This is a genomic window from Enterobacter cloacae (assembly GCF_011078175.1).
Lineage (GTDB): Bacteria > Pseudomonadota > Gammaproteobacteria > Enterobacterales > Enterobacteriaceae > Enterobacter > Enterobacter cloacae_Q.
Window position 1 is genome coordinate 102,176 of record NZ_JAALCJ010000009.1, and the last position, 25,767, is coordinate 127,942.

General features: G+C 57.4%; 26 protein-coding genes. 7 read left to right on the top strand and 19 right to left on the bottom strand.

Annotated features, from left to right (window positions below):
* The 8 genes from ugpE to livK form a co-directional block, all read right to left on the bottom strand.
* Nucleotides 1–846, bottom strand: coding sequence for a sn-glycerol-3-phosphate ABC transporter permease UgpE (ugpE, locus tag G6Q29_RS18480; RefSeq protein ID WP_165466568.1), 846 nt, complete (start codon nucleotides 844–846; stop codon nucleotides 1–3).
* Nucleotides 843–1,730 carry a sn-glycerol-3-phosphate ABC transporter permease UgpA gene (ugpA, locus tag G6Q29_RS18485; protein ID WP_003861551.1) on the bottom strand — a complete coding sequence of 296 codons (888 nt, stop codon included), beginning with the start codon at nucleotides 1,728–1,730 and terminating at the stop codon, nucleotides 843–845. The genes ugpE and ugpA overlap by 4 nt, the downstream gene beginning before the upstream one ends.
* Before the next feature lie 107 nt (nucleotides 1,731–1,837).
* Nucleotides 1,838–3,154, bottom strand: coding sequence for a sn-glycerol-3-phosphate ABC transporter substrate-binding protein UgpB (gene ugpB, locus G6Q29_RS18490; protein ID WP_165466569.1), 1,317 nt, complete (start codon nucleotides 3,152–3,154; stop codon nucleotides 1,838–1,840).
* A 431-nt stretch (nucleotides 3,155–3,585) separates the two neighbouring features.
* The gene (livF, locus tag G6Q29_RS18495) at nucleotides 3,586–4,299 is read right to left on the bottom strand and encodes a high-affinity branched-chain amino acid ABC transporter ATP-binding protein LivF (RefSeq protein WP_006812273.1); all 714 of its coding nucleotides are present in this window, start codon (nucleotides 4,297–4,299) and stop codon (nucleotides 3,586–3,588) included.
* 1 nt (nucleotide 4,300) lies between these two features.
* Nucleotides 4,301–5,065 (bottom strand): high-affinity branched-chain amino acid ABC transporter ATP-binding protein LivG, encoded by a 765-nt coding sequence (gene livG, locus G6Q29_RS18500; protein WP_165466570.1) that lies wholly within the window; start codon nucleotides 5,063–5,065, stop codon nucleotides 4,301–4,303.
* Nucleotides 5,062–6,339 carry a high-affinity branched-chain amino acid ABC transporter permease LivM gene (locus G6Q29_RS18505; protein WP_165466571.1) on the bottom strand — a complete coding sequence of 426 codons (1,278 nt, stop codon included), beginning with the start codon at nucleotides 6,337–6,339 and terminating at the stop codon, nucleotides 5,062–5,064. The genes livG and G6Q29_RS18505 overlap by 4 nt, the downstream gene beginning before the upstream one ends.
* The gene (livH, locus tag G6Q29_RS18510; RefSeq protein WP_003861540.1) at nucleotides 6,336–7,262 is read right to left on the bottom strand and encodes a high-affinity branched-chain amino acid ABC transporter permease LivH; all 927 of its coding nucleotides are present in this window, start codon (nucleotides 7,260–7,262) and stop codon (nucleotides 6,336–6,338) included. Before livH ends, G6Q29_RS18505 begins: the two co-directional genes overlap by 4 nt.
* A gap of 46 nt (nucleotides 7,263–7,308) precedes the next feature.
* Nucleotides 7,309–8,418: a high-affinity branched-chain amino acid ABC transporter substrate-binding protein LivK gene (gene livK, locus G6Q29_RS18515; RefSeq protein ID WP_165466572.1), complete on the bottom strand. Its 1,110-nt coding sequence runs from the start codon at nucleotides 8,416–8,418 to the stop codon at nucleotides 7,309–7,311.
* Between the two features lie 424 nt (nucleotides 8,419–8,842).
* On the opposite strand from livK, the gene panM reads away from it, so the two are divergent.
* Nucleotides 8,843–9,232: an aspartate 1-decarboxylase autocleavage activator PanM gene (gene panM, locus G6Q29_RS18520; protein ID WP_165466573.1), complete on the top strand. Its 390-nt coding sequence runs from the start codon at nucleotides 8,843–8,845 to the stop codon at nucleotides 9,230–9,232.
* A 116-nt stretch (nucleotides 9,233–9,348) separates the two neighbouring features.
* Here the strand turns inward: panM and livJ are convergent, their stop codons facing one another.
* The 6 genes from livJ to ftsY form a co-directional block, all read right to left on the bottom strand.
* Entirely contained in the window at nucleotides 9,349–10,449 is a 1,101-nt protein-coding gene (gene livJ / locus G6Q29_RS18525) for a branched chain amino acid ABC transporter substrate-binding protein LivJ (RefSeq protein ID WP_165466574.1), read from the bottom strand.
* Between the two features lie 197 nt (nucleotides 10,450–10,646).
* Nucleotides 10,647–11,912 (bottom strand): 4-aminobutyrate--2-oxoglutarate transaminase, encoded by a 1,266-nt coding sequence (locus tag G6Q29_RS18530; protein ID WP_165466575.1) that lies wholly within the window; start codon nucleotides 11,910–11,912, stop codon nucleotides 10,647–10,649.
* Between the two features lie 260 nt (nucleotides 11,913–12,172).
* The gene (gene rpoH, locus G6Q29_RS18535) at nucleotides 12,173–13,030 is read right to left on the bottom strand and encodes an RNA polymerase sigma factor RpoH (protein WP_000159624.1); all 858 of its coding nucleotides are present in this window, start codon (nucleotides 13,028–13,030) and stop codon (nucleotides 12,173–12,175) included.
* Between the two features lie 250 nt (nucleotides 13,031–13,280).
* Nucleotides 13,281–14,336, bottom strand: a complete 1,056-nt coding sequence (gene ftsX / locus G6Q29_RS18540; protein ID WP_165466576.1) for a permease-like cell division protein FtsX — start codon at nucleotides 14,334–14,336, stop codon at nucleotides 13,281–13,283.
* Nucleotides 14,329–14,994, bottom strand: coding sequence for a cell division ATP-binding protein FtsE (gene ftsE, locus G6Q29_RS18545; protein WP_006812284.1), 666 nt, complete (start codon nucleotides 14,992–14,994; stop codon nucleotides 14,329–14,331). The genes ftsX and ftsE overlap by 8 nt, the downstream gene beginning before the upstream one ends.
* Before the next feature lie 2 nt (nucleotides 14,995–14,996).
* Nucleotides 14,997–16,463 carry a signal recognition particle-docking protein FtsY gene (gene ftsY / locus G6Q29_RS18550; RefSeq protein ID WP_165466577.1) on the bottom strand — a complete coding sequence of 489 codons (1,467 nt, stop codon included), beginning with the start codon at nucleotides 16,461–16,463 and terminating at the stop codon, nucleotides 14,997–14,999.
* 127 nt (nucleotides 16,464–16,590) lie between these two features.
* On the opposite strand from ftsY, the gene rsmD reads away from it, so the two are divergent.
* Nucleotides 16,591–17,193 (top strand): 16S rRNA (guanine(966)-N(2))-methyltransferase, encoded by a 603-nt coding sequence (gene rsmD, locus G6Q29_RS18555; protein WP_165466578.1) that lies wholly within the window; start codon nucleotides 16,591–16,593, stop codon nucleotides 17,191–17,193.
* Nucleotides 17,177–17,458: a DUF1145 family protein gene (locus tag G6Q29_RS18560; protein WP_006812287.1), complete on the top strand. Its 282-nt coding sequence runs from the start codon at nucleotides 17,177–17,179 to the stop codon at nucleotides 17,456–17,458. The genes rsmD and G6Q29_RS18560 overlap by 17 nt, the downstream gene beginning before the upstream one ends.
* Before the next feature lie 59 nt (nucleotides 17,459–17,517).
* Here G6Q29_RS18560 and G6Q29_RS18565 read toward each other — a convergent pair whose 3' ends face one another.
* The gene (locus G6Q29_RS18565) at nucleotides 17,518–17,874 is read right to left on the bottom strand and encodes a DUF2500 domain-containing protein (RefSeq protein WP_165466579.1); all 357 of its coding nucleotides are present in this window, start codon (nucleotides 17,872–17,874) and stop codon (nucleotides 17,518–17,520) included.
* 129 nt (nucleotides 17,875–18,003) lie between these two features.
* Here G6Q29_RS18565 and G6Q29_RS18570 point away from each other — a divergent pair, with 129 nt between their 5' ends.
* Both G6Q29_RS18570 and zntA read left to right on the top strand, forming a co-directional pair.
* Nucleotides 18,004–18,630, top strand: coding sequence for a lysoplasmalogenase (locus G6Q29_RS18570; RefSeq protein WP_165466580.1), 627 nt, complete (start codon nucleotides 18,004–18,006; stop codon nucleotides 18,628–18,630).
* Nucleotides 18,631–18,706: 76 nt separating this feature from the next.
* Nucleotides 18,707–20,878, top strand: coding sequence for a Zn(II)/Cd(II)/Pb(II) translocating P-type ATPase ZntA (gene zntA, locus G6Q29_RS18575; protein ID WP_165466581.1), 2,172 nt, complete (start codon nucleotides 18,707–18,709; stop codon nucleotides 20,876–20,878).
* 89 nt (nucleotides 20,879–20,967) lie between these two features.
* Here zntA and G6Q29_RS18580 read toward each other — a convergent pair whose 3' ends face one another.
* The 4 genes from G6Q29_RS18580 to tusA all read right to left on the bottom strand — a co-directional run bounded on the left by G6Q29_RS18580 (nucleotide 20,968) and on the right by tusA (nucleotide 24,181).
* Nucleotides 20,968–22,254 carry a TRAP transporter large permease gene (locus tag G6Q29_RS18580; protein ID WP_165466582.1) on the bottom strand — a complete coding sequence of 429 codons (1,287 nt, stop codon included), beginning with the start codon at nucleotides 22,252–22,254 and terminating at the stop codon, nucleotides 20,968–20,970.
* Nucleotides 22,255–22,264: 10 nt separating this feature from the next.
* Entirely contained in the window at nucleotides 22,265–22,774 is a 510-nt protein-coding gene (locus tag G6Q29_RS18585) for a TRAP transporter small permease (protein WP_165466583.1), read from the bottom strand.
* A 12-nt stretch (nucleotides 22,775–22,786) separates the two neighbouring features.
* Entirely contained in the window at nucleotides 22,787–23,758 is a 972-nt protein-coding gene (locus G6Q29_RS18590; protein ID WP_165466584.1) for a TRAP transporter substrate-binding protein, read from the bottom strand.
* Between the two features lie 180 nt (nucleotides 23,759–23,938).
* A complete protein-coding gene (gene tusA / locus G6Q29_RS18595) occupies nucleotides 23,939–24,181 on the bottom strand; it encodes a sulfurtransferase TusA (RefSeq protein WP_000130627.1) in 243 nt (80 codons plus the stop codon).
* 169 nt (nucleotides 24,182–24,350) lie between these two features.
* Between tusA and G6Q29_RS18600 the strand changes: the two genes are divergently transcribed.
* Both G6Q29_RS18600 and G6Q29_RS18605 read left to right on the top strand, forming a co-directional pair.
* Nucleotides 24,351–25,016: a 7-cyano-7-deazaguanine/7-aminomethyl-7-deazaguanine transporter gene (locus tag G6Q29_RS18600; RefSeq protein WP_165466585.1), complete on the top strand. Its 666-nt coding sequence runs from the start codon at nucleotides 24,351–24,353 to the stop codon at nucleotides 25,014–25,016.
* A gap of 72 nt (nucleotides 25,017–25,088) precedes the next feature.
* Entirely contained in the window at nucleotides 25,089–25,646 is a 558-nt protein-coding gene (locus G6Q29_RS18605) for a DcrB family lipoprotein (protein WP_165466586.1), read from the top strand.
* Nucleotides 25,647–25,767: the final 121 nt, after the last annotated feature.

Sequence of the window (25,767 nt, forward strand, 5' to 3'; positions counted from 1 at the left end):
TTATTTCTCGCTATCGACCAGGCCGCGGACAAACGCGCGCTGCATGGCTAAAACAATGACTACGGGTGGGATAAGGGTGAGCAGCATCGCCGCCATCACCTGGTTCCAGAGGGTGGTGCCTTCGCCGGTGGCGATCATGCCTTTGATGCCCGCCACGGCGGTGCCGAGGTTGACGTCCTGAACAATCAGCAGCGGCCACAGGTACTGGTTCCAGCCGTAGATAAAGGTGATCACAAACAGCGCCGCGAGGTTGGTTTTCGACAGCGGCAGCACGATGTCGCGGAAAAAGCGCATCGGGGAGGCACCGTCGATGCGTGCGGCCTCAATCAGTTCGTCCGGCAGGGTCATAAAGAACTGGCGGAACAGGAAGGTGGCGGTCGCCGAGGCCATCAGCGGCAGGGTTAAGCCCGCATAGCTGTCGAGCATCTTCAGGTTGGCGATCACTTCCACCGTCGGGAAGATACGCACTTCCACCGGCAGCATCAGGGTGATAAAAATCATCCAGAAGAAGAGGTTACGCAGCGGAAAGCGGAACCAGACGATGGCAAACGCCGAAAGCATCGACACCGTGATTTTGCCGACGGTGATGCCGAACGCCATGATGAAGCTGTTGAGCATCATCAGCCAGAACGGCGCACTGTTGGCGCCCACGCCCTGAGTCCAGATGGTTTTCATGTTTTCGAAAAGATGCGAGCCTGGGATCAATGTCATCGGCGTGTCGAATACCGCTTTGGTGTCCAGCGTAGCGGCGACAAACGCCACGTACAGCGGGAACAGGATGACGAGGATGCCCAGGATCAGCAGGGTATGGCTGAAAATCGTCAGCCCGCGACGGTTCTCAATCATTGGTAGCGCACCTTACTTTCGACATAGCGGAACTGCACCACCGTGAGGATGATGACCAGGAACATCAGCACCACCGACTGGGCGGCAGAGGCCGAGAGATCCAGCCCGGCGAAACCTTCGCGGTAGATCTTATAGATCAGCGTTGTGGTCGCCTGCACCGGGCCGCCTGCGGTGGCCGCGTCGATCACCGGGAAGGTGTCGAAGAAGGCGTACACCAGGTTGACCACTAACAGAAAGAAACTCACCGGGGCGATCAGCGGCAGCGACAGCCTGAAGAAGCGCCGCACCGGCCCTGCGCCGTCGATGGCTGCGGCCTCCACCAGCGAACGCGGGATAGACTGTAGCGCGGCAAAGAAGAACAGGAAGTTATAGCTGATCTGCTTCCACACCGAGGCGAACACCACCAGGAACATCGCCTGACCGCTGTTCTGAGCGTGGTTCCAGTCATAGCCGAACTCGCCGAGGAAGTGGGTGATCAACCCGCGGCCAGGGTTAAAGAGGAAGATCCACAGTACGGCGGCCACGGCAGGAGCCACGGCGTAGGGCAGCAGCATCAGGGTCTGATACAGACGGCTGCCCCGTACCACGTAATCCACCAGCGCGGCGAAAAACAGCGACGCGACAAGACCGCTCACGGTGACCAGCGCGCTGAATTTGATCGTCGTCCAGAAGGAGTCCAGGTAGTAGCTGTCGTGGAACAGCGCGGTAAAGTTGTCCAGCCCGACAAACTGGCTGGATAGCCCGAACGGATCGACGCTTTGTACCGAATACCACAGCGCTTCGCCCGCAGGCCAGATAAAGAAGATTACGGTGATCACCAGTTGCGGCGCGACCAGCAGATAGGGCAGCCAGCGGGAGCGGAACACCGGACGGGATGAGGACATAGGTTAGCTCAGCGTTAGGTGGCCCCTCACCCCGGCCCTCTCCCAAAGGGAGAGGGAGTATGAGTTCCCTCTCCCTTTGGGAGAGGGTTAGGGTGAGGGTAAAAGGATTAAGACTTCGTCGACTGCTCAAAGCGGCGCAGCAGCTGATTGCCGCGCTCTACCGCTGAATCAAGTGCCTGCTGTGGGGTTTTCTTCCCGGTCCACACGCTTTCCAGCTCTTCATCGACGATGGTGCGGATCTGCGGCATGTTGCCAAGACGCAGGCCTTTGGTGAACGGCAACGGCGGCTTGTTCAGCATCTGACGCGTCGCGATATCCGCACCCGGGTTCTTGTCATAGAAGCCCTGCTCGCGGGTCAGGTCGTACGCGGCTTTGGTGATCGGCAGGTAGCCGGTCTTTTGGTGCCATTCGGCAGCGTTTTCAGGCTTCGCCAGGAAGTCGAGGAACTCGGCCACGCCTTTGTAGGTACCGCTGTCTTTACCCTGCATCACCCACAGGCTGGCCCCGCCGATAATGGCGTTCTGCGGCGCGCCTTTTACATCAGCGTCGTACGGCATCATGCCCACGCCGTAGTTGAATTTGGCGTAGTGACGGATATCCGCCAGCGAGCCGGAGGAGGCGGTGGTAATGGCGCAGTCGCCGTTGTAGAACTTCTCGGTGGATTCGTCTTTACGCCCGAAGTAGCTGAAGTCACCCTTCTTGTTGAGTTCTTCCAGCAGCGCAATGTGCTTCACCTGCTCCGGCTTGTTGAACTCCAGAACCGCGTCGGTACCGTCGAAGCCGTTATTTTTGGTGGCAACCGGCAGGCCGTGCCAGGCGCTGAAGTTCTCAATCTGGATCCAGCCCTGCCAGCCGCTGGCGTACCCGCACTTCATCCCCGCCGCTTTCAGCTTCGCGGTGTACTCGGCCAGGTCCTGCCAGGTTTTTGGCGGCTGCTCCGGATCTAAACCCGCTTTTTTGAAGGCATCTTTGTTGTAGTACAGCACCGGCGTGGAGCTGTTAAACGGCTGAGACAGCAGGTGGCCGGTTTTGGAATCGGTGTAGTAACCCGCCACGGTCGGCACGAACTGCGACTCGTCGAAGTTGATATCCGCCTCCTTGAACACTTCATACACCGGCTTGATGGCTTTGGAGGCCATCATGGTGGCGGTACCCACTTCATAAACCTGTAACAGCGCAGGGGCGTTACCGGTACGGAAGGCGGCAATGCCCGCGCTCAGGCTCTGCTCGTAGTTACCTTTGTAAACCGGCACAATTTTGTAATCCGGATGGGTGTCGTTGAAACGCTGCGCCAGGGAATCAACCTCTTTACCCAACTCCCCTTCCATGGAATGCCAGAACGGAATGGTGGTCACAGCCATTGCGTTCGTCGCAAAAGCCAGACCGATTGCCAGACCCAAAGCCGTGTGTCGTAACGATGTCATTGTCATCTCTCTTATTGTGCCGGATGCGCGATATCACGCGTTTTATGCTCGCGAGGTAACATGACATGCTCGAATGACAGAAAAATAACTGTTTGTTTACAGTGGTATGACAACAAGGCGTCAGGGGGATGATGGTTGTGTGAAGGGGATCGGTTCGGTCTGGTGCCCTCACCCCGCCCCTCTCCCACGGGGAGAGGGAGAAAACACTAAAAAAGGCAACTTACGTTGCCTTTTTGCTTTTACCTCGTGCGGTCTGGTGCCCTCACCCCGGCCCTCTCCCACAGGGAGAGGGAGAAAACACTAAAAAAGGCAACGTGCGTTGCCTTTTTGCTTTTACCTCGTGCGGTCTGGTGCCCTCACCCCGACCCCCTCCCACAGGGAGAGGGAGAAAACACTAAAAAAGGCAACTTGCGTTGCCTTTTTGCTTTTACCTATCCGCCTAAATACGCGCTCCGCACCGCTTCGTTCGCCAGCAGCGCGTCGCCGGTATCTTCAAGCACCACCCGCCCGTTCTCCAGCACGTAGCCGCGGTCGGCGAGCTTCAGCGCCTGGTTGGCATTCTGCTCGACGAGGAAGATGGTCATTCCCTCTTTGCGCAGCTGCTCAATGGTGTCGAAGATCTGCTGGATGATGATCGGCGCCAGTCCGAGCGACGGTTCGTCCAGCAGCAGCAGGCGCGGCTGGCTCATCAGCGCGCGGCCAATCGCCAGCATCTGCTGTTCACCGCCGGACATGGTGCCCGCACGCTGGATGCGGCGCTCCCACAGGCGCGGGAAGAGTTCGTACACCCACTTGATGCGGGTCTGGTATTCATCGCGGTGAGCAAAGAAACCGCCCATCGCCAGGTTCTCTTCCACCGTCATGCGGGAAAATACGCGACGCCCTTCCGGGACAATCGCCACCGCTTCACGCATGATCTTAGCCGTCTGCCAGTCGGTAATATCTTTCCCGTCAAACACAATCCGCCCGCTGGTGGCGCGCGGGTCGCCGCACAGGGTACCGAGCAGCGTGGTTTTCCCCGCGCCGTTGGCGCCAATCAGGGTGACGATTTCCCCCTGGTTGATATGCAGGCTGACGTCGTGCAGCGCCTGGATCTTGCCGTAGTGCGCGTTGACCTTGTCGAACGTTAACATCGCTTTTTCCATCTTATGCCTCACCCAGGTATGCGCGGATCACGTCCGGGTTGTTGCGGATCTCTTCCGGCGTCCCGTTTGCCAGCGGCGTGCCCTGGTTTACCACGTAGATACGGTCCGAAATGCCCATCACCAGCTTCATGTCATGCTCAATCAGCAGGATGGTGGTGTCATGACGATCGCGAAGCTCGGCAATCAGCTCGTCCAGCTCTTTGGTCTCTTTCGGGTTGAGACCCGCCGCCGGTTCGTCGAGCATCAGGATCTCCGGCTGGGTCACCATGCAGCGCACGATCTCCAGCCTACGCTGGTCGCCATAGGCCAGATTGCTCGCCTGACGGTTGGCGTGCTGGAGCAGGCCGATACGGTCGAGCCAGGTGGCGGCGCGATCGAGCGCCTCCTCCTGCGTGCGGCGGAAGGCCGGGGTTTTCAGCAGGCCGGAGAACAGCCCGGTTTTGAGCTGCTGATGCTGTGCCACCAGCAGGTTCTCAATCACCGTCATCTCGCGGAACAGGCGCACGTGCTGGAAGGTACGCACCACGCCCATGCGGGCGATCTGCTGGCCTGGCAACCCTTCAAGGTGCTGGTCGCGCAGCATGATGGTGCCGCCCGTCGGCTTGTAGAAGCCGGTCAGGCAGTTAAAGACCGTGGTTTTTCCCGCGCCGTTGGGGCCAATCAGGGAGACAATCTCTTTCTTGTGCAGATCCAGATTCACGTTGTTGACCGCCAGCAGGCCGCCAAAACGCATCATCAGGCCGTTAACGGATAATAAAGGCTTCATGCCTGCTCTCCTTTCGCCTGAGTGCGTTTCAGCTTCAGCTGTGGACGGGTCATCGGCAGCAAGCCCTGCGGACGCCAGATCATCATCAGCACCATCAAACCACCCAGCATCAGCATGCTGTACTCGTTAAAGTCACGCATCAGCTCGCGCGAGACCACCAGCAGGATAGCCGCGAGGATCACGGCAAACTGCGAGCCCATCCCGCCAAGCACCACAATCGCCAGCACAAAGGCCGATTCGGCAAAAGTGAACGATTCCGGGCTGACGAAGCCCTGACGCGCGGCGAACAGCGTGCCGGCGAAACCGGCAAACGCGGCGCTGATGGTGAACGCGGTCAGCTTGATGCGGGTCGGGTTCAGGCCCAGGGAGCGACAGGCGATCTCATCTTCGCGCAGCGCTTCCCACGCGCGGCCCAGCGGCATGCGCAGCAGACGGTTAATCACGAACAGGGTGATGACCACCAGCAGCAGCGCCACCAGGTAGAGCCAAATCACGCGGTCGGACGGGTCGTACTTAATGCCAAAGAAGTTGCTGAAGGTATCCCAGCCGCCTTCGCGGGCGGTGCGGCTAAACTCCAGGCCGAAGAAGGTCGGTTTCGGGATCTGGCTGATGCCGTTCGGGCCGCCGGTCACCTCGGTGTTGTTAAGCAGCAGGATACGGACGATTTCGCCGAAGCCTAAGGTCACAATCGCCAGATAGTCACCGCGCAGGCGCAGCACCGGGAAGCCGAGCAGGAAGCCCGCCGCGGCAGAGACCAGCCCCGCCAGCGGCAGACAGGTCCAGAAGCCAAGGCCGTAATAGTGGTTCAGCAGTGCGAAGGTGTAGGCACCGATGGCGTAAAAGCCGCCGTAGCCCAGCACCAGCAGGCCCGAAAGACCGACAACCACGTTCAGACCGAGACCCAGAATCACGTAGATCATGGTCAACGTGGCAATATCCACCGTCCCGCGCGTGACCACAAACGGCCACGCCACGGCAGCCACCAGCAGCGCCACGAGGAACAGCTTTTGCTTCACGGTGGAACCGTCGATAGCCGGGAGAACGAATTTCGGCCCGGAGACGTTTTTCAGCGTCTTCTGGAACAGCGGACGCAGCAGCTGGAACAGGAACACCACGCCAGTACCGATAAACACCCACTGCCAGCGGATGTCGGGGGCGGTATCCACCACCAGCTTCGTGCCGTCCAGCCCTAACTGGACGCCCATAAAGACGCCCGCAAGGACGAAGAACATGGCGGCAGAGAGCAGCGCCATCGCAAAATGCATCGGTTTCATACTTTCTCTACCTCCGGACGGCCCAGAATACCGGTAGGCATGACCAGCAGAACCAGAATCAGCAGGGCAAACGACACCACATCTTTATATTCGGTGCTCAGGTACGCCGAGGAGAGCGCTTCGGCCACGCCCAGGATCAGGCCGCCGATCATCGCGCCCGGAATGCTGCCGATGCCGCCCAGTACCGCTGCGGTGAAGGCTTTCATCCCGGCCATAAAGCCGATGTACGGGTTGATTACGCCGTAGAACTGGCCGAGCAACACACCCGCTACCGCCGCCATCGCCGCGCCGATCACGAATGTCAGGGCAATCACGCGGTCGGTGTTAATCCCGAGCAGGCTCGCCATCTTCAGATCTTCCGCGCAGGCGCGGCAGGCGCGCCCCATGCGGGAGTATCGGATGAACAGGGTCAGGGCCAGCATGGCAATAAAGGTCACAACCCAGATCACCAGCTGCATGGTGGTGACAGAGGCAGAGAAGTTTTCGCTGGCCCCCACAATCCACTGGCCGTTAAACAGGCTTGGCAGCGCCACGTCGCGTGAACCTTCAGTCAGGCTGACGTAGTTTTGCAGGAAAATGGACATACCGATGGCGGAGATCAGCGCGATCAGGCGCTTGGAGCTGCGCACCGGCCGGTAGGCCACCCGTTCGATGCTCCAGCCGTAGGCGCTGGCAATCACGATCGCGCCGACAAACCCGGCGGCCACCAGCAGCCAGCTGCTGTCGATCCCCATCATCATCAGCGCGGCGATAATCATAAAGGAGACGTAGCTGCCTATCATGTACACCTCGCCGTGGGCGAAGTTGATCATGCCGATAATGCCGTAAACCATCGTGTAGCCGATGGCGATCAGCGCGTAGGTGCTTCCCAGCGTGACGCCGTTAAACATCTGCTGCAAAAAGTAGAGAAACTGCTCGGACATATGCAAACCTTTTTATACCCGCCCGGTGAGCCGGGCGGTGGGATGATTATCTGGCGACCGAGGAAGACCCGTCGGCGTGCCACTTGAAGACACCAAATTCAAATCCCTTCAGATCGCCTTTCTCATCCCAGTTCAGCGGCCCTATCACGGTGTTCGCCCCGTGTGCTTTTAAATCTTTCACCAAATCCAGCGGCTCTTTGCTTCCGGTACGATCCAGCGCGGTGGCCAGAGACTGTACGGCGGCATAGGTGATCCAGACGTACGGACCACTCGGATCTTTCTTCTGCGCCTTGAGCGCGTCCACGATAGCTTTGTTCGCCGGATCCTGGTCATAGCGTTTTGGCATCGTCACCAGCATGCCTTCGGCAGAATCGCCCGCGATGTTGGACAGGGAGGCATTACCGACGCCCTCAGGCCCCATAAACTGGGTTTTGAGGCCGGTGGCGCGCGCCTGACGCAGCATCTGCCCCATTTCCGGGTAGTAGCCGCCGTAGTAAACGAAGTCGATATTCTCTTTTTGCAGGCGGGCGATCAGCGCGGAGAAGTCTTTCTCACCGGCGGTGATACCGTCGAAGAAGACGATGTTTGCGCCGCCTTTTTTCAGGCCGTCCTGCACGGAACGCGCCAGGCCTTCGCCGTACTGCTGCTTGTCATGAATGATGGCAATGCGCTTTGGCTTAACGGTTTCGAGGATGTATTTGGCGGCGGTGGGCCCCTGAGAGGAGTCCAGACCGGCGGTACGCATGATGTGCTGGTAGCCGCGCTGGGTCAGTTCCGGGTTGGTGGCGCCCGGGGTGATCATCAGAATGCCTTCGTCTTCGTAGATATCAGACGCGGGCTGCGTGGAGGAGGAACACAGGTGCCCGATGACGTACTGGATACCGTCGTTAACGATTTTGTTGGCGACCGCGACGGCCTGTTTAGGATCGCAGGCGTCGTCATACTCCACGCCCACCAGCTTGTCGCCTTTGATGCCGCCTTTGGCGTTGATGTCTTTGATGGCCTGGCGCGCGCCGTTGAACTCCATGTCACCCCACTGGGCTACAGGGCCGGACATCGCCCCCACTACCGCAACTTTAATGTCGTCTGCCATGGCGGCATGCGAGATCGCCAGTGCAACCATTCCCGCGATAAATGTTTTCGCGTTCCTTTTCATCTCAGAATCCCCATTCGTGATGTCGTGTTTATATTTTGTTTTATAATGGTTAAAAAACATTCTGTACTTTTAATGAACAACGCTATTTTTACCAGTGCCTTTAATGGTTTAGCGCAGTTTTTTGACAAAAACCAGACTAAAATCTCTATTTTTCAGGCGATTAAGAAAAGATAATATTCTGAAATCATGCAGAGATAAACAAATAAAAGTGCAGTTTGCAGCATAAAATAACGGTACAAAGCACCGAATAAATCACTACCACTCAGGTTAAAATTCTGCTTATTTTTCGATCCATGCGTTTTCAAACTGCCCATCGCGTAGCCAAAAAACTAATCACCTGGTAAATGGGAATAAAAAGAGAAAGCGCCTGAGCAAATAAATTGAGTACACTGGCCGTACTCTTTTTGATTTGGACATGCAGCTAATGAAACTGACTATTGTGCGTCTGGTGACCTTTAGCGACCAGGATCATATCGACCTGGGCAAGATCTGGCCGGAATATTCCCCTTCGTCGCTGGCCGTCGATGAAAACCACCGCATCTATGCCGCGCGTTTTAATGAGCGTCTGCTGGCCGCCGTCCGCGTCACGCTGAGCGGCACGGAAGGGGCGCTGGATTCCCTGCGCGTGCGCGACGTGACCCGTCGTCGCGGGGTCGGGCAGTATTTAATTGAAGAAGCGATCCGCGAAAACCCGAACGTGACCTCATGGTGGATGGCTGACGTGGGCGTGGAGGATCGCGGCGTGATGGCGGCGTTTATGCAGGCGTTAGGGTTTACGGCGCAGGCGAACGGGTGGGAGAAGCGACAGAGTTGATGTGTGCGGCTTGGTGCCCTCACCCCGGCCCTCTCCCACGGGGAGAGGGAGAACACCGAGCGGTCCCCTCTCCCACGGGGAGAGGGTTAGGGTGAGGGCATCAACCCGCACCAGTCTTATTTTGCGTCAGTAGCAGTCCCGTTAGCATGCCAGTCAAACACGCCGAACTCGAAGCCTTTCAAATCGCCCTTCTCATCCCAGGACAGCGGTCCCATGACGGTTTCGACGGTGTTGGCTTTCAGCCAGGTGGCAATCTCCGCCGGATCGGCTGACTGGTTCAGGCCCGCTTGCAGAGACTGCAACGCTGCGTAGGTGGTCCAGACGAATGCACCGCTTGGATCCTGTTTCTTCGCCTTGATGGCATCGACAACAGGTTTGTTCGCCGGCACCTGGTCGTAGTTTTTCGGCTTGGTCACCAGCAGCCCTTCAGCTGATTCACCCGCGATGTTGGACAGGGAAACGTTCGCGACACCTTCTGGCCCCATGAACTGCGTCTTCAGACCCGCCGCACGCGCCTGGCGCAGGATCTGGCCCATTTCCGGGTGGTAGCCGCCGTAGTAAACAAAATCGATATTCTCTTTCTTCAGACGCGCGACCAGGGTTGAGAAGTCTTTCTCACCGGCAGTGATACCATCAAAGAACACCACGTTAGCGTTCGCTTTTTTCAGGTTGTCCTGCACCGCACGGGCCAGGCCTTCGCCATACTGCTGTTTGTCATGAACAATCGCGATGCGCTGCGGCTTCACTTTTTCCACGATGTATTTCGCGGCGGTTGGCCCCTGGTCGGAGTCCAGACCGGTGGTACGCAGGATCAGCTTATAGCCGCGCGCGGTCAGCTCTGGTGCCGTCGCAGCCGGCGTGATCATCAGAATACCTTCGTCTTCGTAGATGTCAGACGCGGGCTGAGTGGAAGAGGAGCACAGGTGACCGATAACGTATTTGATCCCGTCGTTCACCACTTTGTTCGCTACCGCAACCGCCTGTTTCGGGTCACAGGCATCGTCATATTTTACGATTTGCAGCTTTTCGCCCTTGATGCCGCCCTTAGCATTAATGTCTGCTACCGCCTGTTCCGCGCCGGTAAATTCCTGGTCGCCATACTGTGCTACCGGACCGGACATCGCGCCCACCACGGCCACTTTAATATCGGCCTGCGCCATGGCGCTGAATGCCAACGCGATACATCCTGCCAGTAACGCTTTACCCTTCATGTTCATCCTGAGATTCCCCATTATTATGGTTATAACGATTGTTGTGATGTTGTTGTGTAGCGCTTTATTTCAGTTATAGGCGTGCTGTTCGCGCTTTTTCAGCATACTCTGCTAAAACATACCCCATTTTTATGATTTTGGAATAGCTAATTTGAAATGAAAATATGATAAGCCCGACCGTCAATTCAGCCGGGCTTTTGGCTTTATCGTGTCAGCGAAGCGGAAATAATATCCAGCGCTTTACGGAACTGCGCGTCGGGGATGGTGAGCGGGTAGAGGAAGCGAATAACGTTGCCGTATACGCCGCAGCTCAAAAGCAGCAGCCCTTCGTGCAACGCGCGCTCCTGAACCTGACGGGTAAATTCCGGCGACGGCAGTCCGGTTTGCGGATCGGTAAATTCCACCGCCACCATCGAGCCCTGCCCACGGATATCGGCGATATAGGGACAGCCATCTTTCGCTTTATTCAGCACCTCGACCAGATGATGCCCGAGATGCGCCGCGCGGGTGCAGAGATCGTCCTCGTCAATCACATCCAGCACCGCATGGGCCGCCGCAATCGCCAGCGGGTTACCCGCGTAGGTGCCGCCAAGCCCGCCCGGTGCGGGAGCGTCCATCACCTCCGCCCGGCCAGAAACGGCGGAGAGCGGCATCCCCCCCGCCAGACTCTTCGCCATGGTGATCAGGTCCGGCTTGACGCAGTGGTTTTCCATTGAGAACAGCTTGCCGGTGCGGGCGAAACCGGTTTGCACTTCATCGGCAATCAGCAAAATACCGTGCGTGTCGCACAGGGCACGCAGCGCCTGCATGAAATCAGCAGGTGCGACGTTGAACCCACCCTCGCCCTGAACCGGTTCAATAATGATTGCCGCCACCTGATCGGGCGCGATGTCGGCTTTGAAGATGCGATCCAGGCTTTTTAACGCATCGGCGGTACTGACGCCGTGCAGGCTGTTGGGGAATTGCGCGTGGTACACCGAACCGGGGAACGGGCCGAAACCGAGCTTGTAGGGCGCCACTTTGCCGGTCAGCGCCATGGTCATAAAGGTACGGCCGTGGAACGCGCCGCCGAAGGTGATAAGGCCGGGACGTCGGGTGTACGCGCGGGCGATTTTAACCGCGTTTTCAACCGCTTCTGCACCCGTTGAGAAGAAGGCGGTTTTGGCGGGGCCGTCTATTGGCACACGCGGGTTGAGGCGCTCGGCAAGCGCCACATAGCCTTCATAAGGGACGATTTGATAAGCGGTATGGGTAAAGGCGTGAAGCTGTTTTTCGATGGCGGCGATAACTTTAGGATGGCGATGCCCGGTATTCAGCACGGCGATCCCGGCGGCAAAATCAATATACTCGTTACCCTCCACGTCCCACACCGTGGCGTTTTCGGCTTTGTCGGCATAGAAGTTACACATGACGCCGATACCGCGCGGCGTCGCCTGTAAACGCCGGTCGTTCAGTTCGTTATTTTTCACCCTGTCACCCTCTGAAAGTCGCCTGCTTAGCGCATCAGTAAGTGTTTGCCAGGGGGGAGAAATTCGCCAGAGCGGGCGCTAAAAAAACAGAACCCCCGAATTTGCATTCGAGGGTTTTTATCCTTCATATTTCAAGCCGCAGGTGCGTTGGCTGCTCTCGTTCACCCGAATCACTTACTGATGTAAGCTCATCGGGATTCACTCGTTTGCCGCCTTCCCGCAGCCTGAACGATTTCGGCTAAAGGTGTACTTCGCGGAAATTACGCTTCGATAGCGGCGCGAAGTTTTTTCATGGCGTTTTTCTCAAGCTGACGCACGCGTTCAGCGGAGACGCCGTAGCGGTCGGCCAGTTCCTGCAACGTGGACTTGTTATCTTCGTCCAGCCAGCGGGCACGGATGATATCCTGGCTACGCTCGTCGAGGCCTTCCATCGCGAAGGTCAGCTTGTTCGCCGCCTGGTCTTCCCAGTTATCCTCTTCAATGCCGTCAGCAAAGTTAGAGGTTTTATCCTGTAGATACAGAACCGGGGCCATCGGCTGGCTGTCGGACGCGTCATCGTCGGCAGACATATCAAACGTCATGTCCTGCGCGGCCATACGGGATTCCATCTCGCGGACATCTTTGCTGGAAACGCCCAGCTCGCGCGCCACCATTTCCACTTCATCCTGATTGAACCAGCCCAAACGCTGCTTGGTTTTACGCAGGTTGAAGAACAGTTTGCGCTGCGCTTTCGTCGTGGCGACTTTCACAATACGCCAGTTACGCAGAACGTATTCGTGAATTTCAGCTTTGATCCAGTGCACGGCGAAGGAGACCAGTCGCACACCCACTTCCGGGTTAAAGCGACGTACCGCCTTCATCAGGCCAATGTTACCTTCCTGAATCAGGTCCGCCTGCGGCAGGCCGTAGCCCGCATAATTACGAGCAACGTGAACAACAAAGCGCAGGTGAGACAGGATCAGCGTTTTAGCTGCTTCCAGATCGCCCTGGTAATGCAGCTTTTCAGCAAGCTCCTTTTCTTCCTCGGCCGTTAACATCGGCCAGGTGTTCGCAGCCCGGATGTAAGATTCCAGGTTACCAACAGGGGCTAAAGCTAAAGTTTGCATTTCTTTGGTCATTCATTCCTCTCAATGTTTCTTCTGGTCCAGGTTGTCCCCGTCAGGCAACAACCATGCCAAAGCGTTTGAGCAACGAGATTAGCATTCACTCTTTTATCAGACAGTGATTTTATCCACAAGTTCCAGGTGCAACAGTGAATAAATTACGCACAAAATGTGACATGACGATGATTACAGGGGAAGAGACAACAGGGACGCTTTCCCTGCAAGCGAACATCTCGGTGCAGGGAAAGATTATATCACGCTTTTATTAGTCGGGAGTAAAGTGGCGTAAATGTTGAACCGTTGCCAGCCATGCCGCCACCCAGCCGATCATGGAGCACACCAGCAGCAACAGCAGGCACTCATCGAAACCTAAACCACTGATATCAAACTTGGTTCCGAAAACCTGCGCTACCTCGGTGACGGCAGACGACAGCCGCATCACCAAAATTTCTGACAAAATCAATGAAAGAAATGCACCAGAAAAACCTAATAACGCGCCGCCGTAGAGGAACGGGCGGAGGATGAAACCATCCGTTGCGCCAATCAGTTTCTGCACGTTGATGGTATCGCGACGGGCGAAGATGCTCAGGCGTACGCTGTTACCGATGACGAGGAACACCGCCGCCACCATCAGCACGCCGATCATCGCCGACACGCGTCCTACCAGCCCGGTCAGGGCGGCAAGACGGGCAAACCAGCTGTCGTCCATGCGCACTTCATCAATCCCGTTAATGCGGGTAATGCGGTCGCGCAGGGTGTTGAGCGACTCCGTGCCCTGGAAATCGAGCTTCGGGATCACCACCGCCACGGCGGGCAGCGGGTTCTCTTCAAGCATATCCAGCGCGCCGCCAAATCCGGACCAGTTGCGGAACTCGCCCAGCGCTTCATCGCGGGAAAGATAGTTCACCTTCTCCACGCCCTGCTCGGCCTGAATCTGCCCCACTACCTGAGCCGCCGCGTTATCGTCGAGCGCTTTATCCAGATAAACGGTGATCTGCGGTGACGGGTAGTACTGGGACGCCGCCTGGTTTACGTTTTTGTAAACCATGTAGCAGACGCTGGGCAGCGTCAGGGAGATGGCAATCACCATCACCGTCAGGAACGTCGCCAGCGGTTTGCTTTTCAGATCCTGCAACGCGCCCTGGAAGGCGTAGCGCACCTGCTCGTTGAATACGTTGGTTTTGCGGGAATTCGGTTTCGGTGTCGGTTTGGCACGCTTAGGCGCATTACGATTGCCGTCCCCACCGCCCTGAGGCTGGCGGAAACGGTCAAACCGGTTGCTGAACTGCCGAATCTGGTTCATTGCATCACGCTTATTCACCGTGGCCTCCGTGCAAATGCCCGTCGCTCAGGGTCAGCATGCGGTACGAACGGCGGGAGATCAGCCCCATGTCGTGCGTCGCCATCAGTACCGTGACCCCCACGCGGTTAAATTCCTCAAACAGACGCAGGATCCCTTCAGAGAGGGCATCGTCCAGGTTACCGGTCGGTTCATCCGCCAGCAAAACGGCAGGCTTGTTCACCACCGCGCGGGCGATACCCACGCGCTGCTGCTCACCGCCGGAGAGCTGGATTGGGAAGTTCTTCGCTTTGTCCAACAGCCCGACTTTATCCAGCGCTGCCGAAACGCGACGGCGGATATCATCGTAACTGGCACCGGCAATAATCAGCGGAATCGCGACGTTATCGAAAACCGTGCGATCCATCAGCAGGTGGTGATCCTGGAAAATCATGCCAATCTGACGGCGCAGGAATGGAACTTCTCGGTTCTTAAGGCGGCTAATTTCATGGCCGCTGAACCAGATTTTCCCGGCGCTTGGCCGCTCGATCCCACAGATCAGCTTGAGCAAGGTACTTTTCCCCGCGCCGGAATGGCCGGTCAGGAATGCCATCTCGCCTGGCTGGAGGTGAAATGTCACCCCCTGTAGCGCTTGTCTCCCACCGAGATAGGCCTTGCTGACGTGTTCAAAGCGAATCATTGTTAGTCCTCTCGGGCAAATAGTGCCTCAATAAAGTCGTCCGCTTTAAACGGACGTAAATCCTCAATACGCTCGCCCACACCGATGTAACGGATAGGAATGCCGAACTGGTCGGCTACGGAGAAAATCACCCCGCCTTTCGCGGTGCCGTCCAGCTTGGTCAGCGTGATCCCCGTCAGTCCTACCGCTTCATGGAACAGCTTCGCCTGGCTAATGGCGTTCTGCCCGGTGCTGGCGTCGATAGTCAGCATAATTTCATGCGGTGCATCTTCGTCCAGCTTCTTCATGACGCGAACGATTTTCTTCAGTTCTTCCATCAGGTGCGATTTGTTCTGCAAACGCCCTGCGGTATCCGCAATCAGCACGTCCACGTTTCGCGACTTCGCCGCCTGGATGGCATCGAAAATCACGGACGCGGAATCCGCGCCGGTGTGCTGAGCAATGACCGGAATATTGTTGCGCTGGCCCCACACCTGGAGCTGTTCCACCGCTGCCGCACGGAAGGTATCGCCCGCCGCCAGCATCACCGATTTACCCTGCTGCTCAAACTGGCGCGCCAGCTTGCCAATAGTAGTGGTTTTACCCACGCCGTTGACGCCAACCATCAGGATAACAAACGGCATTTTGCCTTCAATATTAAGCGGTTCGTCAACTTTTGCGAGAATTTCACCCATCTCATCTTTCAGCAGGCCGTACAGCGCCTCGGCGTCACGCAGCTGTTTGCGGCTCGCCCCTTCGGTCAGGTTAGCGATGATTTTCCGGGTGGTTTCCACGCCCACGTCCGCAATCAGCAGTTGCTCTTCCAGCTCCTCAAACAAATCGTCGTCGATCTTTTTGCCGCGGAACAGACTGATAAATCCGGAACCTAAGTTTTCTTTGGTTTTGAGCAGGCTGCGCTTCAGGCGCGCGAAGAAACCTTCTTTGGTCGGTTTTTCCTGCTCCTGAACGATCTCTTCTTCAGGCTGCTCTTGCTCTTCCACCGGCACGACGATCACCGCTTCTTCAGCGGCTTCCGCCGCCAGCGCCTGGGCTTCCAGCTCTTCGTCGGTCAGCTCAGGCTCAAGGGCCGCTTCTTCTTCCACCGCCTCAACAATTTCAACGGTTTCCGCTTCGGCCTGCCACTCTTCGGCAGAAACCTCTTCAGCTTTCACCTCTTCCGGCAGCGGCAGATCTTCGTGTTCGACAGCGGCCTGCGGCGCTTCGGTAAGGGTGTCAACGATAACCGGCTCTGGTTTTTCGCTCTCCTGAACCTGTTCAGTAACCTCAACCACCTCTTCGGCAAAGGATTCAATCTCTTCTTTGCTGTGGGCTGACTCTTCCGCTTCGATAACCGCAGCGGTTTCGACAGGCGTTTCAGGCTGTGACTGCTCTTCTACAACCTGCTGTTCTTCGGTTTTCTGTTCTGTTTCTTGCTCTTTTTCACCGAAACCCAACCAGGAAAAGAAGCCACGTTTTTTTTGTTTTGCCATCTGCGACTACACTCCTCGCGGCGCTATATACAGGGAAGCTAAAAAAATGATGAAATAGTCTAACACTTTACTTAATTGACATCACCGCCCGCAATCGCAGGGCAATGGTTAACAGAGCTTTCCTGAGATGAAGAAACCCACCCGCGCCCCGGCCGGTCAAATTCGCATTATCGGCGGTCAGTGGCGAGGCCGGAAATTACCGGTGCCGGACAGCCCCGGTTTACGCCCCACCACGGACCGCGTTCGCGAGACGCTGTTTAACTGGCTCGCCCCGTCTATGGTAGACGCCAACTGCCTGGACTGCTTCGCCGGAAGCGGCGCATTAGGGCTGGAAGCGCTGTCGCGCTATGCTGCGAGCGCCACGCTGCTGGAGATGGAGCGCGGCGTCGCGCAGACGTTGCAGCAAAATCTGGCTACGCTGAAGGCAACCAACGCCAAAGTGGTGAATACCAACACGCTGAGCTTCCTCGCCCAACAGGGGACGCCGTTCAGCGTGGTGTTTGTTGACCCGCCGTTCCGTAAAGGGCTGCTGGAAGAGACATTATCGTTGCTGGAAAAAAATGGCTGGCTGGCGGACGACGCGCTGATTTACGTTGAAAGCGAAGTGGAAAATGGCCTGCCGCCCGTTCCCGTTCACTGGGATCTGCACCGCGAAAAGGTCGCCGGTCAGGTGGCTTATCGTCTGTATCACCGTCAGGCACAAGGAGGATCCGATGCCAGTACTGATTAACGTAGGGCGCTTGCTGATGCTGGGCGTATGGGCATTTTTAATTTTGAATCTGGTGCACCCGTTCCCGCGTCCGCTAAATATCTTTATTAACGTGGCGCTGATTTTTACCGCGTTCATGCATGCCTTGCAGATGGTGATGCTGAAAAACGGTCTGCCGAAAGATGGCCCACCGATGACCGGCTGGCAGCAGCTGCGGGTGTTTATTTTCGGCGTATTTGAGCTGCTGGTGTGGATGAAGAAGTTTAAGGCGCAGGTGAAGAAGTAGGGTGCGGCCTGATACCTCAACCTAACCCTCTCCCACCGGGAGAGGGGACCGATCGCGCATTATTCCGCCCTAAACCCTTCAAACCGCGACCCTTTGTAGTTCAGCGTGCCTTTCTCCCCCACCGTCAGCTGGTGGTACTGCTGCGCCTCCAGGCGGAAGGTCATCTCCAGCCCGCCGGTTTCCGGCTTAAAGCTTGCTTCATAGCGCATCGTTGTGCCGGCAGGCGTCACCTGCTGCTGGCGAGATCGGCGGTCGTTGAGCGGCTTTTCACGCTTGTTCGTCACCACCACGCGCTTTTGCATCAGGGGCGCGGCGTCGTTGTCGGCCTTCTCACGGCGCTGCTGCACGAAGCGAAACGAGGCGGCAATGATGATAATCGCCACCACGATAATGAAAAACAGCGGCATCTTGCTCATTGAAAAATCCCATCAGATTATGCGGAATTCAGGATACCTCGCCTGCCCCGGCATTGCCAAACGCCCGCTCGCGTCACTACACTGGATCAGGAACTGATCATTCAGCCTCAACAGTTACAGGGAGTTAATATGCTTTGGTCATTTATCGCTGTCTGTTTTTCCGCATGGCTATATGTCGATGCGTCTTACCGTGGCCCAGCCTGGCAGCGCTGGTTGTTTAAACCCGTCACGCTATTACTCCTGCTGTTGCTTGCCTGGCAGGCACCGATGTTTAACGCCATTAGCTATCTTGTCCTCGCGGGGCTGTGTGCTTCCCTGATTGGCGATGCCTTAACCCTGCTGCCGCGCCAGCGCCTGCTTTACGCCGTGGGGGCGTTCTTCCTGTCGCATCTGCTCTATACCATCTACTTCGCCAGCCAGATGACGCTCTCCTTCTTCTGGCCGCTGCCGCTGGTGCTGCTGGTGATTGGTGCCCTGCTTATTGCGGTGATCTGGTCGCGTCTGGAAGAGATGCGTCTGCCGGTCTGTACGTTTATCGCCATGACGCTGGTGATGGTGTGGCTGGCGGGCGAGCTGTGGTTCTTCCGACCGACCTCTCAGGCGATGTCTGCATTCTTCGGCGCCGCGCTGTTGTTAATCGGCAATATCGTCTGGCTGGGCAGTCACTATCGCCGCCGCTTCCGTGCGGATAATGCGATTTCCGCCGCCTGCTACTTTGCCGGACACTTCCTGATTGTGCGTTCGCTGTATATCTAAATAACGCTTGACTCTGGAGTCGACTCCAGAGTGTATGCTGCGGTAAATGAGAAAATTATCATTACCGGAGACTGCCATGTCGACTCCAGAAACACCTAAAAAAGCGCCTCAATTCTCGGCCCTTAAGCTCAGCCCGGTTCCGCCAAAAGAGGACTGCTGCTGCGAGGGTACGTGCGAAACGCAGGTCGAAGCGCTGCCTCAAAACGGCAATCACTACAGCTGGGTGGTCAACGGTATGGACTGCGCGGCCTGCGCCCGCAAAGTGGAAAACGCGGTGAAGCAGGTGCCGGGCGTGAACCACGTTCAGGTGCTGTTCGCTACCGAAAAGCTGCTGGTTAGCGCCGAAAACGACGTCAGCAGACAGGTTGAAGCCGCCGTCGGCAAAGCGGGTTATACCCTGCGCAGCGAAACGGCGCCCGCTGAAAAAACGTCCCCGCTTAAAGAAAACCTGCCCCTTATCACGCTCATCATTATGATGACCCTGAGCTGGGGACTGGAGCAGATTAACCACCCGTTCGGCAATCTGGCATTTATCGCCACCACGCTGGTCGGCCTGTTCCCGATTGCCCGTCAGGCGTTGCGCCTGATGAGAAGCGGCAGCTGGTTTGCCATCGAAACGCTGATGAGCGTGGCGGCCATCGGCGCGCTATTTATTGGCGCGACGGCGGAAGCGGCGATGGTGCTGCTGCTGTTCTTGATTGGCGAAAGGCTTGAGGGCTGGGCGGCGAGCCGGGCACGTAAGGGGGTGAGCGCGCTGATGGCGCTGAAGCCGGAAACCGCCACGCGGATTAATGAAGGCAAACGTGAAACGGTCGCCATCAACACGCTGCGCCCGGGCGACGTGATTGAAGTCGCCGCAGGCGGGCGTCTGCCAGCCGACGGGGCTCTCGTTACCGCCACCGCCAGCTTTGATGAAAGTGCCTTGACCGGAGAATCCATCCCGGTAGCGCGCGCGGCGGGTGAAAAAGTACCTGCGGGTGCCACCAGCGTCGACCGACTGGTCCAGCTCAAGGTCCTGTCCGAACCGGGTGACAGCGCCATCGACCGTATCCTCAGGCTGATTGAAGAGGCCGAAGAGCGCCGCGCGCCGGTCGAACGCTTTATCGACCGTTTCAGCCGAATCTACACCCCCGCCATCATGATGGTGGCGCTGCTGGTTACCGTGGTTCCACCGTTGTTCTTCGGCGCGGCGTGGGAGGGCTGGATTTATAAAGGGCTGACCCTGCTGCTGATCGGCTGTCCGTGCGCGCTGGTGATCTCCACCCCGGCAGCGATAACATCGGGGCTGGCGGCGGCGGCACGTCACGGGGCGCTGATTAAGGGCGGTGCGGCACTGGAGCAGCTGAGCCAGATCCAGCATATTGCCTTCGATAAGACCGGCACGCTCACGGTCGGCAAACCGCAGGTAACCGGCGTTTATCCACGGGACATCAGTGAAGACGCCCTGCTGACGCTTGCTGCTGCCGTAGAGCAGGGCTCCACTCACCCGCTGGCGCAGGCGATTGTGCGTGAAGCGCAGTCGCGCGGGCTGAACATCCCTTCAGCAACCGCCCAGCGAGCGCTGGTCGGGTCAGGGATTGAAGCCGTGGTCGAAGGCAAAAAAGTGCTGATCGCCGCGGCAGGTGCGTTCGCGAATCCACAGGCTGAGGCATTAGAGCAGGCCGGTCAGACGGTCGTTGCCGTGATGCAGGACAGTGTACCGATGGGCATGCTGGCGCTGCGCGATACCCTGCGCGACGATGCGAAAGACGCCGTCGACGCGCTGCACAGGCTGGGGGTACAGGGCGTGATCCTGACCGGTGATAACCCGCGCGCGGCGGCCGCGATTGCCGGCGAGCTGGGGCTGGCGTTTAAGGCCGGGTTATTGCCTGCGGACAAGGTGAGTGCCGTAACGGAATTAAACGCGCACGCCCCGCTGGCGATGGTCGGCGACGGTATTAACGATGCCCCGGCAATGAAAGCTTCTACCATCGGCATTGCAATGGGCAGCGGCACCGACGTAGCGCTGGAGACCGCCGACGCGGCGCTGACGCACAACCGCCTGACCGGGCTGGCGCAGATGATAGATCTTGCGCGTGCGACGCGCGCCAATATTCGGCAGAACATCGGCATTGCGCTGGGGCTGAAGGGGATATTCCTGGTCACCACGCTGCTCGGCATGACCGGCCTGTGGCTGGCGGTGCTGGCGGATACGGGGGCGACAGTGCTGGTCACGGCGAACGCGTTGCGGCTGTTGCGTCAAAGGTAAAAGTGAAACGGCAACCGGGTTGCCGTTTCTCGTGTTTGCCCCCTCTCCCCGCGGGAGAGGGCCGGGGTGAGGGCATCAGGCCGCACGCATCACTGCATCCCTAACACCCCCGGCAGCCACAGTGATATCGCCGGGATGTACGTCACCATTCCCAGCACCACCAGCAACATACCGTAAAACGGCAGCATCGCCCGCACCACGTGCTCGATCTTCTGCTTACTCACCGCGCTCGCCACGAACAGCACCGACCCGACCGGCGGCGTGATCAGCCCAATCCCCAGGTTCACCATCATGATCATTCCAAAATGCACCGGGTCGATCCCCAGCGAGTTGGTCACCGGCAGCAGCACCGGGGTCAGGATCAGGATGATCGGCGCCATGTCCATCAGCGTGCCAATCAGCAGTAGCATGATGTTAAGGTACATCAGGATCACGTATTTGTTATCGGACAGCGAGGTGAAGAATTCGGTGATGCGCGACGGCAGCTGCATATAGGTCATCACTGCGCCAAACGCCGCGGCAAAGCCTATTAAAATCATCACGATAGTGACCGTTTTCACCGTCCGGCACATCAGCTTCGGCAGTTCGCTCCATTTGTAATCACGGTAGATGAACATGGTGACGAAGAATGCCCAAAGGCAGGCCACGGCGGCGGATTCGGTCGCCGTGAATATCCCGGACAAGATCCCGCCGAGGATAATCACCACCGTCATCAGCCCCCACAGGGCATCAAGTAAAATCTTCACCGCCTGCTTAAACGGGATTTTCTCACCCTTCGGGTAACCGCGCTTGTGGGCGAATCCGAGACAGAGGATCATCAGGCACAGCCCCAGCAGCAGCCCCGGCAGCACGCCGGCGATAAACAGCGTGGCGATGGAGACCGTTCCCCCCGCCGCCAGAGAGTAAATTACCGAGTTATGGCTGGGCGGGATCAAAATTGCCTGCACCGACCCGCTGGCCGTCACCGCCGCCGCGTATTCGCGCGGATAGCCTTTCTTCTCCATCTCCGGGATCATCACGCTGCCGATAGACGCCGTATCCGCCACCGACGAGCCGGAAATCGCGCCGAAGAACGTTGATGCCACGATGTTCACCAGCGACAGCCCGCCGCGAATAAAGCCGACAAAAACGTACGCGAAGTTAACCAGCCGTCGGGCAATGCCCCCTTCCGCCATGATCGCCCCGGCAAGAATGAAGAACGGGATCGCCAGCAGGGTAAATTTATTGACCCCGCTGGTGATCTGGATCATCAGCGCCTCCAGCGGCAGGTCAATCCACAGCGCGCCCGCCACGGCGCTTAAGCCGACAGCGAAGGCCACCGGCATCCCCAGCGCCAGCAAAATGGCGAGGGTGAATAACAAAACAAACGCATCCATTGTTCACCCCTTAACTGTGATTGCCGATCAGCACGACCGGACGGTTTTCCTGCGAGCCAAACAGCAGGCGTTCAAGCACAAACAGGATCAAAATGGCCGACCCGACAGGCAGCGGCAGATAGCTTTCGCCGGAGGTCAGGAGCGGAAACTCCGCCACCGGCTGTTCCCACAGCTCGACGCACAGCCAGTAGCTGTACCAGCACATCAGGCCGGAGATGAGCAGCATCAGCAGATCCACCGCCCGGGCGCACACGCTTTGCAGCGACGCGGGCAGGCGGTCGGTGAGCATGTTGACCGCTATATGCGACCCGGCGCGGTAGCTCACCGCCGCGCCGATAAAGGTAAACGTCACCATGCAGATAATGGCGATCGGCTCCGGCCAGGATTCGCCGCGATTGAGCACATAGCGAGAGAAAATGCCAATGGGGATCACAATCGTCATCACCAGTAGCGAGAGACCCGCCACCACCATGGCAAGCAGGTACAGACGGTCCATCCACTTCAGGTAGAGTTCGGACATACGTACTCCGGCTTACTGGACGTCAGCGATGGCTTTCATCAGATCCTGATGCTTGTCGCCATACTGCGCGCGCACCGGCTCTGTCGCCTTGATAAACACCGTTTTATCGATGTCGTGGAACTGCACGCCGCCAGCCTTCATTTTCGCCAGCGCCTGGTCGTTATACGCATTCCACAGCTTGCGCTGCTCGAACTGCGCTTCGCGGGCCAGCGTCAGGATCTTTTGCTGTTCGTCAGCGCTGAGCTTGTCCCATTTCACTTTGGAGTAGAGCAGCATTTCCGGGGTGATAAAGTGGCCGCTTAGCGTGTAGTTTTTGGCGACCGGCATGTAGTTATGGGCGATAAAGGTTGGCGGGTTGTTCTCCGCGCCGTCAATCACTCCGGTCTGCATGCCGCTGTACACCTCGCTGACGCCCATCGCCACCGAGTTTGCCCCCATCGCTTTCAGCGTGGCCAGCGCTACCGGGCTGCCCTGCACGCGGATTTTCTTCCCTTTCAGATCGTCCGGTTTGACGATCGGCTCTTTGGTGATCAGGTTGCGGGTGCCGGAATCCATCCAGCCAAGGAAGACCAGACGCGATTTCGGGTTGGCGGTGAGTTTGTCGCCGATCTGCCTGCCGATATCCCCGTCGATCACCTTGTGCATGTGGTCTTCATCGCGGAACACGTAGGGCAGCGTAAACACTTCGATATCCGGCAGGATGGCGGCCACCGGTGCCATGGAGACGCGGATCATGTCGATCGCCCCCATCTGCGCCTGCTCAATCATCTGCTTTTCATCCCCCAGCACGCCGCCGGGGAAGACCTTAATCTCCAGCCTGCCATCGGTTTGTTGTTTGAGTTTTTCACCCATGTGCTGAACCGCCACCACGTTCGGATAGCCTTCAGGATGCACATCGGCAGCTTTTATGGTTTGTGCGGAGACGGTGCAGGCAAAAGCAGACAGGCACAGCGCGGCCAGTAACGGCTTGAGGGTCGTTTTCATTGAGTCAACTCCAGGGCAGTGAGATAAGCGTTAAAACAGTGTTTTAGTTTTTGACGTTTAAAAAATAGACTACGGCTGGAAAAGGGAGGGTGAAGCGCCTCACAAAAAGCGCGAAATTTTGAAACGCTGGTTTAGAAAGGCTTTCTTCCTCTCCCTGTGGGAGAGGGCCGGGGTAAGGGCTTATCCCTTACGAATCAAATACCGGTACGGCAAGGTCTCGGTTTGCTGCGCCACCAGTTCATGTTCCATAAAGGTACAAAAGCCGGGGATATCACGGGTGGTAGCCGGGTCATCGGCGACGATCAGCAGCGTTTCGCCGCTCTGCATGTTACGGACGGTTTTACGCACCATCATTACCGGCTCCGGGCAGCGGAGGCCCTGAGCATCAAGCGTGTGGTCTGGGCTGGAAAACAGGTCGGTCATTTTCTTCTCGTTCAGGTAAAAACGGCTGTAGTTTACGCCCCGCTATCGTCAATGCAAACCAGGTTAACGATTGCGTGAAAATTAGCCATTGCAAAGTGTCGTCAAAGCAGTATCATGCGGCGGCTTTATTGGGTTCCCTCACCCCAAATATTAATCAAAAAGGTACAATATGAACTCCTTTACACAATCGCAGCGCGTCAAGGCGTTGTTCTGGCTTTCGCTATTTCATCTGCTGGTGATCATCTCCAGTAACTATCTGGTACAGCTCCCCATCTCCATTTTTGGTTTCCATACCACCTGGGGCGCGTTCAGTTTCCCGTTTATTTTCCTCGCGACGGATTTAACCGTGCGTATTTTTGGCGCACCGCTGGCGCGGCGGATTATTTTTGCGGTGATGATCCCGGCACTGTTCGTCTCCTATGCCATCTCCTCGCTGTTTTACATGGGCAACTGGCAGGGCTTCGAAGCGCTGACGCACTTCAACCTGTTCGTCGCGCGTATTGCCACCGCCAGCTTTATGGCCTATGCCCTGGGGCAGATCCTCGATGTCCACGTGTTTAACCGCCTGCGTCAGAACCATCGCTGGTGGATGGCGCCAACGGCCTCCACGCTGTTCGGGAACGTGAGCGATACGCTGGCCTTCTTCTTCATCGCCTTCTGGCGCAGCCCGGACGCCTTCATGGCAGAACACTGGATGGAAATCGCTCTGGTGGACTACGCCTTCAAGGTGCTTATCAGCCTGGTCTTCTTCCTGCCAATGTACGGCGTACTGTTGAATATGCTGCTGAAAAGGCTGGCAGATAAATCTGAAATCTCCGCATTGCAGGCAGGTTAAGGGTTCGCTTTATCAGTTGTGATAAGATGAACGAATGAGCCGTTATGGCCGTTTATCGAAAGGAAGAAGTCAATGCGCAATCTGGTTAAATATGTCGGGATTGGCCTGCTGGTTGTTGGCCTTGCAGCCTGTGATAACAGCGACACCAAAACGCCTGCTCAGGGCGCGTCAGCAGAAAGCAACGCCAGCGGTCAGCCGGTGAGCCTGATGGATGGCAAACTCAGTTTCTCTCTGCCCGCGGACATGACCGACCAGAGCGGTAAGCTGGGCACCCAGGCGAACAACATGCACGTCTATTCCGATGCCACCGGCCAAAAAGCGGTGATTGTGATCGTCGGTGACGATACCAGCGAAGATCTGGGCGTGCTGGCCAAACGCCTGGAAGATCAGCAGCGCAGCCGCGACCCGCAGCTTCAGGTGGTCACCAACAAGTCTGTTGAACTGAAAGGCCACACGCTGCAACAGCTGGACAGCATCATCTCTGCCAAAGGCCAGACGGCGTACTCCTCCGTGGTGCTCGGCAAGGTGGACAATAAACTGCTGACCATGCAGATCACCCTGCCCGCAGACAATCAGCAGAAAGCGCAGACCGCCGCTGAAAACATCATTAACACCCTCGTGATCCAGTAATCATTCACCAGGCTACCGTGGCCTCCGTCGCTTGCGCCGGGGGCCATTTTTTTGCCACGACTTTCAGACTAACGCTCCAGACGAAGCCCATCCGGCGCACTACAATTAACACGCCCCCCGG